Genomic DNA, 11,695 nt, shown 5'->3' on the forward strand with positions numbered 1-11,695 from the left:
TGGCCGGATAATCGTCCAAGACTTGCCATCACTTGTCGGCTGTGGTGAACAATCACCCCATGGACCGTTTCGACGCCATGCGCCTGTTTGTCCGCCTGGTCGAGCGGCAGAGCTTTACGGCCGCAGCCGCCGACCTCGGTATTCCCCGCTCGACGGCGAGCGAGGTGCTGCGGGGCCTCGAAGCGCGGCTGGGGGCGCGGCTGCTCGAACGGACGACGCGGCATGTCACGCCGACGCTCGACGGCGAGGACTACTACCGCCGCTGCGTCGCCATCCTGGCGGAGGTGGAGGAAGCGGAAGCCGCAATGCGCGATGCGCAACCGCGCGGCCTGTTGCGTATCGACGCGCATCCTTTGCTGACGCGCACCTTCATACTGCCGCACCTGCCTGCGTTCCTGGCGCGCTATCCGCAGCTCGACTTGCAGATCGGGCAGGGCGACCGCCTCGTCGATCTCGTGCGCGAGGGCATCGATTGCGTGATCCGCTCCGGCGAGCCGGAGGACAGCGGCATGATCCTGCGCCGCCTCGGCACCATCGCGGAGGTTACGGTGGCGAGCCCGGCCTATCTGGCGAGCCACGGCACGCCGGCGACGCCGGACGCACTCGACGGCCATCAGATGGTGGCCTTCCTCTCCTCGCGCACCGGCGACGTGCTGCCGCTGGAATTTTCCATCGCCGGCACGCTTCGCCATGTCGTGCTGCCGAGCCGGGTTCGCGTCAACAATTCCGACACCATGGCCGACCTCGCGCGGCTCGGCTTTGGACTTGCGCAGGCGCCTCGCTATCGCTTTGCGGACGATCTCGCCAGCGGGGCGCTGGTCGAGGTGCTGGCGGATCATCCGCCGTCGCCGACGCCGCTCTGCGCGCTCTATCCGCAGAACCGCCAGCTCGCGCTGCGTCTGCGCGTGTTCCTGGATTGGATCGCCGGGATTTTCGCGGAGGCGAAGCCGTGAATGCCAGCGCAATCCAGACATGCGTCCGCTGAAAGACTCTGGATCGCTTCGCTGCGCTCGCGATGACGTTGGTTGAGCCGTTGCGCGCCGCATTGTGAGTTGTGCTGTCGCTGCGAGTGGCTACCATGTGATTGCTCCTGGTTCATGGGAGCAGCACAACGCGCGGAGGCGGCATGAGCGGGCAGGACCACAAAGTCAAGGGATCGGACCTGTTTGTCGCGGCGCTGGAGAACGAGGGTGTCGATCGCATCTTCGGTGTTCCCGGCGAGGAGAATCTCGATCTCGTGGAATCGTTGCGCACCTCCAAGATCGAGCTGGTCCTGACCCGTCACGAGCAGGCCGCCGCCTTCATGGCGGCCACGCATGGTCGGCTGACCGGCAAGCCCGGCGTTTGCCTGTCCACGCTCGGCCCCGGCGCGCTCAATTTGTCCACCGGCGCGGCCTATGCGCATCTCGGCGCGATGCCGATGATCCTGATCACCGGGCAGAAGCCGATCATGAGCAGCCGGCAGGCGCGCTTCCAGATCGTGGACGTGGTCGCGACCATGAAGCCGCTGACGAAGCTGTCGCGGCAGATCATCAGCGCCTCCAGCATTCCGACCGTGGTGCGCGACGCCTTTCGCGTCGCGATGGAGGAGCGGCCCGGGCCGGTGCATCTCGAATTGCCCGAGGACATCGCGGGTGACGAGGTGCCTGATGTCCCCGTGATCCCGGTCCATCCGATCGAGATCCCGGTCGCCCATCGCGCTGCGCTCGACCGCGCCGCGGAGATGATCCTGGCTGCGAAACACCCGCTGGTGATGATGGGGGCCGCGACCAGCCGGCCACGTTCGACCCACGGCATCGCGAGCTTCGTGCGGCGGACCGGCATTCCGTTCTTCACCACGCAGATGGGTAAGGGCACCGTGCCTGGCGGCACCAATCTCTACATGGGCACCGCCGCACTGTCCGAGCGCGACTATGTCCACGACGCCATCGATGCCGCCGACCTGATCGTCGCGATCGGTCACGACCCGATCGAGAAGCCGCCCTTCATCATGGGGCCGTCGGGGCCGAAGGTCATTCACGTCAGCTACACCTCGGCCAGCGTCGAGCAGGTTTATTTTCCGGACGCCGAGGTTGTCGGCGATGTCGGCCCGAGCCTCGAACTGCTCGCCGACCGGCTCGAAGGCAAGCTGCCGCAGGCTGCGGCGCTGCTGCCGCTGCGCGAGGAAATCCTGGGGCACATCGCCGACCGCGCCACCGAGGCGCGCTGGCCGCCGACGCCGCAGCGCATCGTGCACGACATCCGCCAGGTGATCCCCGAGAACGGCATCGTCGCGCTCGACAACGGCATGTACAAGATCTGGTTCGCGCGCAACTACCGCACCCGCGTTGCCAACACGCTGCTGCTCGACAATGCGCTGGCGACCATGGGCGCCGGCCTGCCGTCGGCGATGATGGCCGCGATGCTCTATCCCGACCGCCGCGTGCTCGCGGTCGCCGGCGACGGCGGCTTCATGATGAACAGCCAGGAGATGGAAACCGCCATCCGTCTCAAGCTCAACCTCGTCGTGCTGGTGCTGGAGGACAACGCCTACGGCATGATCCGCTGGAAGCAGGCCGTCGATCATTTCGCCGATTACGGCATGACCTTCGGCAATCCCGACTTTGTTCTGTACGCGAAGGCCTACGGTGCGAAGGGGCATCGGATCGAGAGCGTCGACAGTTTTGGTCCGACGCTGGACGCGGCCTTCAAAGAAGGCGGCGTGCATCTGGTCGTGATCCCGATCGACTATTCGGAGAACGTGCGGGTGCTGGTCGACGAACTGCGGGCGCGGTAGAAATAGGAGAGGTGAGGGCAATTGGATTGGTGATCGGATGAATCAACGCCTTACAGCCATCCTGCCCTGTAACGATCTGGATGCTGCCCAACGGTTCTTTGAGCGACTCGGCTTTAAGGTCGAGGGTGGCCCGGATGACTACCGCATGATGAGCGACGGTCGCGGTGGCGACATTCATCTCCAAGCGGCAGTGGATGGCTGGTTGGTGCCGGGCCGAAACCCGTTCGGGCTATACCTCTACCGCGAAGATGTCGATCAGCTTGCGAAGGCCTTTGCGGGGGAGATCATCGAACCCGAAGGGCCGACAGATAAACCTTGGGGCATGTACGAGTTCGCGCTCAACGGGCCGGACGAGACACTTGTCAGGATCGGTTGGCCGACGCGGCTCAGACCCGCGTTGGGGTGATCTTCATGTGGGTCATGGGTAGCCCGTGCTCCGTCCTCGTCACATCACGACAACAACTTGTGCCGCGCTCTCCGATCGCCGACACTCTCTCACCTAACCAACCACAGGAATGAAAATATGACCCGGGTTCGTTGTGTCACCGAGATGGGCATGGGCGTCGACGTCCACGGCAGGGACGCCACCAAGGCGGCGAAGCGCGCGGTGTCAGATGCCATCCGGCATTCGAGCCTCGGATTCTTCCGGATGATCGGCAAGACGGCGAACGACATGTTCGTCGATGTCACGATCGGCGTGCCCAATCCGGAAGCCGTCGACAAGGAGGCGGTCGCCAAGGAGCTGCCTTACGGCACGGTGACCGTCACCGCGGTCAAGGGCGGCCTGGAGATTCCCTCGGCCACGGAGGTGGCCAACGACCCCATCCTCATCGCCAACGCCGCCGTCATCGTCAGCTTCGACAAGGACTAGGCCGGTGTCCGACAGCGATGAGACGCTGCTGGATCGTCCGATCTGGAGCGCGCTGACGACCAGCCACAGGCATCTGGCCGAAGGTGGTCCGCTCGCCCGGCGCTATCCCGTCGACATGACGCCGTTCGCCGACATGGTCGACATGTCCGTGGCAAGTTTTGCAGCGCTCGGCGATCTCATGTCGGGCTCGCAGGTCGCTGCTCTGTTCACGCCGGAGCCGGTCGAAATTCCCCCCGGCTTCAAGGTCGTGCTGGCCGAGACCGGCGAGCAGATGATCGGCTCGCCCGCCGACAGTCCGTTGCGCGATGCCGAGATCGTCACGCTGGGAGCGGCCGACGTGCCTGCGATGACGGCACTGGTGGAGCTGACCAAGCCCGGGCCGTTCGCGCCGCGCACCCACGAACTCGGCACGTTCCTGGGCATCCGCGTCGGAGGCGAATTGGTCGCGATGACGGGCGAGCGCATGAAGCCGGGAAAGTTCGTCGAGATGACGGCGGTTTGCGTGCATCCCGACTATCGCGGGCGCGGCTATGCGCAGGCGCTGCTCGCGGCTGTGGCGCGACGGATCGAGGCGCGCGGCGAAATTCCGTTCCTGCACGTGTTTTCGAACAACAATTCGGCGATTGCGCTCTACCAGCGGCAGGGCATGCGGATCCGGCGTCGGCTGTACGTGACGGCGTTCATGAGGGCAGGATAGGCGGCCTTCATTTCCCGCGAAAATTCGCTATATCCGTCCCAACCAGAATTTGGGGGAAACACATGGACGCCAGAACGACCGATTTTTCCGCCGTGCGGACAGCAATGCAGCGCTACGTCGATCAGGAGATCATTCCGGGCGTATCCTGGGCGGTGCTGCGCGGGCGCGAATTGGTCGATCAGCAATGCGTCGGCTTTGCCGATCGCGAGGCGAACACTGCTCTGCGGCCCGACCATATCTTCCGCGCCTTCTCCAACACCAAGATCTTCGTCACCTGCGCCATCATGCTGCTGGTCGAGGAAGGCCGCATCGGGCTCGACGACCGGATCGAGACATTTCTGCCGCAACTCGGCAATCGCACAGTGCTTAAGCAGGGTGCGACTAGCCTCGCAGATGTCGAGCCGGCGAAGAGCCCGATCACGATCCGGCAGCTCCTGACCCACACCTCCGGCCTCAGCTACGGCATCTTCGATCCCGGCACGGTGCTGTTCAAAGGCTACAATGAAGCGCGCGTGCTCAATCCGCTGACGCCGCTCGCCGACATGATCGACAAGCTGGCCGATCTGCCGCTGTCCTATCATCCCGGCACGGCCTGGGAATATTCGGTTGCCACCGACATGCTTGGCCGTATTGTGGAGGTCGTCTCGGGTCAGTCGCTCGATGCCTTCCTCAAGGCGCGCATCTTCGATGTCCTGGGCATGACCGACACCGGCTTCTACGTTCCCGAGGCGCAGCAGGGCAGGCTGGTCGCGCTCTACACCGGGGCCGACGTGCTCGATCCCATGAAGCCGGGCCTCACGCGGGCCGACGATCTGCCGTTTCCGCAAGCCTACCGGCGGCCGTTCCCGCGGCTCTCGGGCGGCGGCGGTCTGGTCTCGACCTTGCCCGACATGCTCGCGCTCGCCCGCGCGCTGCAACCCGGTTCGGATGCGCTGCTGAAGCCGGAGACGCTGCGGCAGATGATGACAAACCAGCTCCCGGCAGGGCAGACCATCCGCTTTGCCAATCTCGGCCCGATCCCCGGCAAGGGTTTTGGGCTCGGCGGCGCGGTCACCTTCGCGCCGACGCCGTTTGATCCGCCGAACTCCACCGGTGAATTCCAGTGGGGCGGCCTGGCCGGCACCCATTGGTGGATCTGCCCGCAGGCCAATACCGCGGGCGTCCTGATGACCCAGCGTTACATGGGCTTCTGGAATCCGTTCTTCTTCGAATTCAAGCGCCTGGCCTATCAGGCCGTCGGAGGCTGATCCGAAAAAATTGCACGCGCCCGCGAATCCTTTTCGGCCGGCGTGCCCTCTTGATGGTCGAGGCATTGGGCCTCGGCTCATCTCGGAGGATACAATGGCGTTTTACAGGAAGAACATCGGCGGCCTGCACCAGGCGGTGCGGATCGCCTTGGGCGCAGCGGTGGTGGCAGCGGCGTTCATTTATCTGGCCGGGGCGACCGCGTGGCTGGTCGCGCTCGGCGGCGCCGGCTTCGCGCTGACCGGCCTCGTCGGTTATTGCCCGATGTGCGCGATGTCAGGAATCGGGCGAGGGGGCGTGTCGTGAGTGCGGCTGCGATCTCACCAAAGCTGTTCGAGTCCGCACGGCTCGGCGATCCCGATGCGATCGTGGCGCTGCTCGAAACCGCGCAGCCCGACATCCGCCGCTATGCGCGCGCGACCTGCCGCAGCTCGGCGGATGCCGAGGATGCGGCGCAGGAAGCGTTGTGGATCCTGTTCCGTCACGTCGGCACCATCCGCTCGTGGCTGGCGTTTTCGGCGTGGCTGTTCAGCGTCGTTCGCCGCGAATGCCTGCGGCTGGCGCGCAGGGCAGGCCTCGCGCCTGATATTGATAACGATGCGGCCGAAGCGCTGCTGTTGACGCGTCCTGAAAACGATCTGCGGCTCGATCTGGCCGCGGCTTTCGAGGCGCTGCCGCCGCACTATCGCGATGTCGCGCTGATGCGCGACGTCAAGGAGATGACCATCGATGAAATAGCCGACGCAATCGGTGCGACCCGGCAAACCGTAAAAGCGCGCCTGCATCGCGCCCGCACCCTGATGCGCGAATATCTGACGAGGTGAGCCATGACCGATTATCAAAGCCCTGACGATCTCAAATCGATCCCGGCGTTCGTAGCCCTTGCGCCGGTCGAGGCCAAGGCGTTCCTGGCCTTCAACCATGCGGTCGAGCGCAAGGACGGATTGATTCCGCCGAAATACCGCGAGTTGATCTCGCTCGCGGTCGCCCTCACCACGCAGTGCGCCTATTGCCTGGACGTGCATATGGCGGCGGCCGCCAACGTCGGCGTGTCGCAGGAAGAAGTTGCAGAAGCTGCAATGATCGCGGCGGCCGTCCGGGCTGGCGGCACGCTCGGCCATGCGTTGCTGGCGCAGCGCCTGTTTGAACGCCATCGCGACAAGACGTCATAGGTATCGGGCGCGAGGACATCGACCATGGCGGACGCCTAACTTGCCAAACTATCTCGGCCTCGACGGATTTCGCCTTGGCTGGGTTGCGGCCTGGATCGACGAGCGCGGCGATCATGGCTTCGACTATTCGCCGGGCCTGACGCGCCTGCTCGCAATGCCGCATGCGCGCGCGATGATCGACATGCCGATCGGATTGAATCCGGCCGGCTATCGCCTGTGCGATCTGCGTGCGCGCGAGCTGATTGGTCCCGCCGTGTTTCTCGGTGCGCGCCGCGATCTCTGGACGTTCCCCGACATGGCCGAGGCCAATTGTTACTACTGGACGCATGAAGGCAAGGGCAGGGGTGTGTCGGCGCAGCTGTGGAATATCAGGGACAAGATCAGGGAAGTCGACGATGTCATGACACCGGCGCGGCAGGCGACGATCGGAGAAGCGCATCCGGAGTTGATTTTCTGGAATCTCGCAGGACGAATACGGCTCGCGAAAAAGACATCGATGCAAGGCCGCGAGCAGCGCGTCGCGCTGCTGAGGGCTCGGGGTTTCACTGAGGTCGAGAGATGGCTGACGCTTCGCCACGGCACCGGTATCGGTCGCGACGATCTCATCGACGCCTGTGCCTGCGCGGTGGCGGCGCGCGACAGCATACAGCGTGTCGGCGGCGAGGAGCTCGATCCGCGCGGGTTGCGGATGGAGATTAATTATTGAGAGCGGCTGGCCGGTTTCGTTCGGGAAAAAGCGGCAATTTATTTGAAGCATGCAGGAACTGGCGCCAGTCGATCCGCGTTCCCGTCCGAACAGATGCCGGAGAAGCTCTTGCGATGAATGATGCCAGTCAGTTCGCGACCGCGATGCTCGCCCTCGTTTTCACCGGAGCCCTGCTCGTCACCGGCCAGCTCTTCATCGAGCAGCGCGCAAAGCGCGACGTCGCCTACGTCAGCGGGCACGTGTTGCGGCCGTTGTGACCGGCTGGCGACGTCGGCGTTGAGCTGACGACCCCGGCCTTGCGCCTCCGGCCGGCTGGCCTAGATTAGGCGGCGTCTCACAACGCAGCCGGAGTGCCGATGTCTGATCTGTCCGCCTTTCCCGTCACCAAGCGCTGGCCGGCCAAACATCCCGAGTTGCTCCAGCTCTATTCGCTGCCGACGCCGAACGGCGTCAAGGTCTCGATCATGCTGGAGGAGATCGGGCTGCCCTACGAAGTCCATCTCGTCGATTTCGGCAAGGACGACCAGAAGACGGCGGAATTCCTCTCGCTCAATCCGAACGGCAAGATCCCGGCGATCCTCGACCCCAACGGTCCCGGCGGCAGGCCGCTGCCGCTGTTCGAGTCCGGGGCGATCCTGCAATACCTCGCGGAAAAGACCGGCAAGCTTCTGCCCGAGGACGCTGCGCGCCGCTACCAGACCATCCAGTGGGTGCACTTTCAGATGGGCGGCATCGGGCCGATGTTCGGCCAGGTCGGCTTCTTCCACAAGTTCGCCGGCAAGGATTTCGAGGACAAACGTCCGCGCGACCGCTACGTCGCCGAAGCCAGGCGCCTGCTCGGTGTAATGGAAGCGCATCTTTCGGGACGGCAATGGTTCATGGATGACGACTACACCATCGCCGACGTCTCGATGCTTGGCTGGGTGCGCAATTTGATCGGCTTCTATGGCGCCGGCGATCTGGTCGAGTTCAACCAGTTCAAATCGGTCGGGGCCTGGCTCGAGCGGGGGCTGGCGCGTCCGGCGGTGCAGCGGGGGCTGAACATTCCGCAGCGGCCGTAGGATCAGGTCAGCGCCTTGTAGGTCATGTAGACCGCCATCAGCGAGACGAGGGTGATCATCGCCCGGCGGAGCACCGATCTGCTCACGCCGTTGGCCATGCGTGCGCCGAGGTCGGTGCCAATCCAGAGGCCGGCGAGAATGCCGATGATGGCCGGCCAGCCGACCACGAGCCCCTTGCTCCAGTAGATCCAGGCCGGCGGAAGATTGGTTGGGATCACCGAGAAGACGAGGCTGACGAGCTGCGCCTGATGTTGCGGCACGCGCAGCGCGGCGGCGAGGCCGACGGTGATCGCAAGGCCGCCGCCGATCCCCATGAAGCCGGAGGAAAATCCGGCAATTGTGCCGATCAGGAGCAGGGGCAGCCGGTGAAGATCTTCACCGGCGCCGGCTTCGTGGCTGCCGTCCTTGCGGTCGCGGCGCAGGATCAACAGCGCGATCAGCGCGACCAGATAGGCGACATAGGTCCATTGCAGAACGGAGTCCGACACCGCTGTTGCGGCATAACCGCCGCCGGCGCCGCCGATCAGGAATCCGAGGCCGATCCAGATGATCCACGGCAGCGGGCTGCGGTTGCCGCTTTGCCAATAGCGGCGGATGCCGGCGAGACCCGTCGGCGGAATTTGAGCGATCAGCGAAGTGCCTTGAGCAACGTGTTGCCCGGCCCCGAGCATCAGCACCGAGAAGATGACGAGGCCACCGCCCGGGCTCGTGCCCGTGAAGCCCGATGCCAGTCCTGCGACCAGGCCGACGCCGCCACCGGCGAGGAGATCGTGAATCCCGGACATCGCCTACGTCCTGGCTCGGCGCCTGACGTCGGACTTCGGCGTGCGAAAGCCCTCGATCACGACGGATACGGTCGCCATGCAAGCCCCGACGTCGATGTCCTCGCCCCAGCATTTTTGCAGCACGAAGCCCTGGAAAATCGCGATCAGCACCCGCGCGACGGCGTCCGCGCCGAGGTCGCGCTTGATGAGGCCGTCATGCTGGCCGCGCTCGACCAGCGCCACGATCAAGGCGCGCGGCATGTCGATGCCCTCGAGCACGCTGTTGCGGATGCGGCGGTTGCGCAAGGCCTCGGCCCAGCCGTGGATGCCGACACGGCGCCGCGCTTCGCCGGCGGGGTCGGTGAGCCATTGGGCGTAGACGCGCACCAGCGCGTGAAGTCCTTCGATCGGGTCGCCCGACCCTTGCGCGACCGAGTTGAGCACGGATTCGCGCCGATGCCGGTCGTCGGCGAGCGCCGCGATCAGATCGTCCTTGCTCTGGAAGTAGAGATAGACCGCGCCGTGGCTGAGGCCGGATCGCTTGACGATGTCGGCCATGCCGGTCTGGTGAAAACCGTCCGCGGCGAAACAGGCGAGGGCGGCCTCGAGGATCTGCTGGCGCCGGCTTTCGCGCTGCTTGTCGCTGATCTTGGGCATCCGTGGCCATCCCAAATAACTGACTGGTCTGTCGTTTTAGAGTTGGAGCATCCAAACGGTATTGTTAGTCAAGACACATAAAAAACGATCAGTCAGTCTTTTTATTCCGGGGCACGACTTTGGTCAAGCCGGCGAGTTCGCCCGCGCCGACGATCGAATGGACCCAAGACCAGGGTGTTTTAGAACAGCCGCCCGCCGTTCGGCACCGGCCTGCTCGGCTGCACCAGCACGACCTTGCCGTCGGCATCAGGGAAGCCGAGCGTCAGCACCTCCGAGATGACGGGTCCGATCTGGCGCGGCGGGAAGTTGACCACGGCGGCGACCTGTTGTCCCACCAGCGTATCGAGCGGATGGTTCTCGGTGATCTGGGCCGAACTCTTGCGCACGCCGATCACCGGACCGAAGTCGATCCACAGCCGAAAGGCCGGCTTGCGCGCCTCCGGGAACGGCTTTGCATCGACGATGGTGCCGACGCGGATATCGACCGCGAGGAAGCTGTTGAAGTCGATGGTCGGCGTGGCGGCGGCTGCGGGATCGTGCTTGACGTGCATGGAATGTCCGTTCGGCGAGCTGGTGTCGTTCGTAATATTGTCGCGCGAGGCGGAGTTTCGTACAACGCTTGCGAACATCACGTACGCCATGCGCGAGGAACATCTTGTCCACCACCATCTACGGCATCAAGAACTGCGACACCATGAAGAAGGCGCGCGCCTGGCTCGACAGCCATGGCGTCGCGTATGAATTCCACGACTACAAGACGGCAGGCGTGGACAAGGACAAGCTCAAGCGGTGGAGCGACAAGGTCGGCTGGGAGACGCTGCTCAACCGCGCCGGCACGACCTTCAAGAAGCTGCCCGATTCCGACAAGGAAGGCGTCACTGAAAAAAAGGCGCTGGCGCTGATGCTAGCGCAACCATCGATGATCAAGCGGCCGGTGCTGGAGATCGGCGGCAAGCTGCTGGTCGGCTTCAAGCCGGACATCTATGTCAGGGAAGTCTGCGCCAAGACACGTCAAGACTAGTTCAGCTCGACGATCTCGGTGGTGATTCCTGGATCCGGCTGGTCCGCGAACTCGACGATTTCGGCCGTCGCGATGCGGCCAGGTGTGCGATGGAAGAGATCGCGATCGATCACGGCACGCAGTTTCGGGCGCGGCAGCGCGTCATTTCCGCGCATCAGATTCTTGATCTCGAAGCCGCCGTCCTCGCAGAAGGTCTTGACCGATGCGATGACGTGGCAGACATGGCCGCCGGTCTGGAAAGGCAGCAGCAGGCGTTCATATGCGACGATGCGCCCGTAGATGTCGTCGACGTCGGCAACGCTGTAGACGGGCAGTCCGCGGGCCACGCATTCCTGATAAACCGGCATCACGAAGGGAGCGAGTCGCGGCCCGAGATAATCGTCGAGCAGAACGCCCTTGCCGGTATGTCCATAGGCGCTGGAGATGCGCGTGCCTTCGCTCTGGATAGTCAGGCGCGGCACCGGCGTCGAAGCGTCAACCGTGTAATAGATGAGATCGGACAGCTCTTCCTCGAGCCGCGCGGGCTGATATTCCCAGACGGCCGGCGCGATCTGCTGGCGCGCATAAAGTCGCAGCCACGTGTTGAGGAGATCACGCTGCCTGATCGACTTGACGACGGAGGGAGCGGCGCTTGCGAAATTCAAAACAATATTCCCGGCAATTCGAAACCCGCGCATGATCCTCCCCGCGGGAAAATTTTCTATGAAGGCTGGCGCGCGGGCCGA

The 11,695-nt window shown here is 64.3% G+C and carries 17 protein-coding genes; 13 read left to right on the forward strand and 4 right to left on the reverse strand.

The features are described from left to right. Positions 1-59: 59 nt before the first annotated feature. From CIT40_RS14525 to CIT40_RS14580, 12 genes are all read left to right on the forward strand, one after another. Positions 60-953 carry a LysR family transcriptional regulator gene (locus tag CIT40_RS14525; protein ID WP_094896616.1) on the forward strand — a complete coding sequence of 298 codons (894 nt, stop codon included), beginning with the start codon at positions 60-62 and terminating at the stop codon, positions 951-953. A 173-nt stretch (positions 954-1,126) separates the two neighbouring features. Further along, on the forward strand, positions 1,127-2,776 hold the full coding sequence (locus tag CIT40_RS14530) for an acetolactate synthase large subunit (RefSeq protein ID WP_094896617.1): 1,650 nt from the start codon (positions 1,127-1,129) through the stop codon (positions 2,774-2,776). Between the two features lie 37 nt (positions 2,777-2,813). Next, a complete protein-coding gene (locus CIT40_RS14535; protein ID WP_094896618.1) occupies positions 2,814-3,182 on the forward strand; it encodes a VOC family protein in 369 nt (122 codons plus the stop codon). Between the two features lie 117 nt (positions 3,183-3,299). Next, on the forward strand, positions 3,300-3,647 hold the full coding sequence (locus CIT40_RS14540) for a Lin0512 family protein (RefSeq protein WP_018646107.1): 348 nt from the start codon (positions 3,300-3,302) through the stop codon (positions 3,645-3,647). A 4-nt stretch (positions 3,648-3,651) separates the two neighbouring features. Beyond that, positions 3,652-4,344 carry a GNAT family N-acetyltransferase gene (locus CIT40_RS14545; protein ID WP_094896619.1) on the forward strand — a complete coding sequence of 231 codons (693 nt, stop codon included), beginning with the start codon at positions 3,652-3,654 and terminating at the stop codon, positions 4,342-4,344. Between the two features lie 62 nt (positions 4,345-4,406). Beyond that, entirely contained in the window at positions 4,407-5,591 is a 1,185-nt protein-coding gene (locus CIT40_RS14550; protein WP_094896620.1) for a serine hydrolase domain-containing protein, read from the forward strand. Positions 5,592-5,685: 94 nt separating this feature from the next. Next, positions 5,686-5,895: a YgaP family membrane protein gene (locus CIT40_RS14555; RefSeq protein ID WP_162307493.1), complete on the forward strand. Its 210-nt coding sequence runs from the start codon at positions 5,686-5,688 to the stop codon at positions 5,893-5,895. Beyond that, complete coding sequence (locus CIT40_RS14560) at positions 5,892-6,413, forward strand: RNA polymerase sigma factor (protein ID WP_094896621.1); 522 nt, start codon at positions 5,892-5,894, stop codon at positions 6,411-6,413. Before CIT40_RS14555 ends, CIT40_RS14560 begins: the two co-directional genes overlap by 4 nt. Positions 6,414-6,416: 3 nt before the next feature. Further along, the gene (locus CIT40_RS14565) at positions 6,417-6,761 is read left to right on the forward strand and encodes a carboxymuconolactone decarboxylase family protein (RefSeq protein WP_094896622.1); all 345 of its coding nucleotides are present in this window, start codon (positions 6,417-6,419) and stop codon (positions 6,759-6,761) included. Positions 6,762-6,801: 40 nt separating this feature from the next. Then, positions 6,802-7,467 (forward strand): DUF429 domain-containing protein, encoded by a 666-nt coding sequence (locus tag CIT40_RS14570; RefSeq protein WP_094896623.1) that lies wholly within the window; start codon positions 6,802-6,804, stop codon positions 7,465-7,467. 113 nt (positions 7,468-7,580) lie between these two features. Further along, positions 7,581-7,724 carry a hypothetical protein gene (locus CIT40_RS14575; RefSeq protein WP_167443345.1) on the forward strand — a complete coding sequence of 48 codons (144 nt, stop codon included), beginning with the start codon at positions 7,581-7,583 and terminating at the stop codon, positions 7,722-7,724. A gap of 99 nt (positions 7,725-7,823) precedes the next feature. Then, entirely contained in the window at positions 7,824-8,528 is a 705-nt protein-coding gene (locus tag CIT40_RS14580; protein ID WP_094896624.1) for a glutathione S-transferase family protein, read from the forward strand. A 2-nt stretch (positions 8,529-8,530) separates the two neighbouring features. Here the strand turns inward: CIT40_RS14580 and CIT40_RS14585 are convergent, their stop codons facing one another. From CIT40_RS14585 to CIT40_RS14595, 3 genes are all read right to left on the reverse strand, one after another. Continuing rightward, complete coding sequence (locus tag CIT40_RS14585; protein ID WP_094896625.1) at positions 8,531-9,313, reverse strand: sulfite exporter TauE/SafE family protein; 783 nt, start codon at positions 9,311-9,313, stop codon at positions 8,531-8,533. Positions 9,314-9,316: 3 nt separating this feature from the next. Then, positions 9,317-9,949, reverse strand: a complete 633-nt coding sequence (locus CIT40_RS14590; RefSeq protein ID WP_094896626.1) for a TetR/AcrR family transcriptional regulator — start codon at positions 9,947-9,949, stop codon at positions 9,317-9,319. Positions 9,950-10,128: 179 nt separating this feature from the next. Beyond that, positions 10,129-10,500, reverse strand: coding sequence for a tRNA-binding protein (locus CIT40_RS14595; RefSeq protein ID WP_094896775.1), 372 nt, complete (start codon positions 10,498-10,500; stop codon positions 10,129-10,131). Between the two features lie 104 nt (positions 10,501-10,604). On the opposite strand from CIT40_RS14595, the gene CIT40_RS14600 reads away from it, so the two are divergent. Beyond that, entirely contained in the window at positions 10,605-10,970 is a 366-nt protein-coding gene (locus CIT40_RS14600) for an ArsC family reductase (protein ID WP_094896627.1), read from the forward strand. Here CIT40_RS14600 and CIT40_RS14605 read toward each other — a convergent pair. Further along, complete coding sequence (locus CIT40_RS14605; RefSeq protein ID WP_094896628.1) at positions 10,967-11,647, reverse strand: PAS domain-containing protein; 681 nt, start codon at positions 11,645-11,647, stop codon at positions 10,967-10,969. The two genes, CIT40_RS14600 and CIT40_RS14605, sit on opposite strands and share 4 nt — an antisense overlap. Positions 11,648-11,695 lie beyond the last annotated feature (48 nt).

Origin of the sequence: Bradyrhizobium amphicarpaeae (genome assembly GCF_002266435.3) — a bacterium.
Classification (GTDB): domain Bacteria; phylum Pseudomonadota; class Alphaproteobacteria; order Rhizobiales; family Xanthobacteraceae; genus Bradyrhizobium; species Bradyrhizobium amphicarpaeae.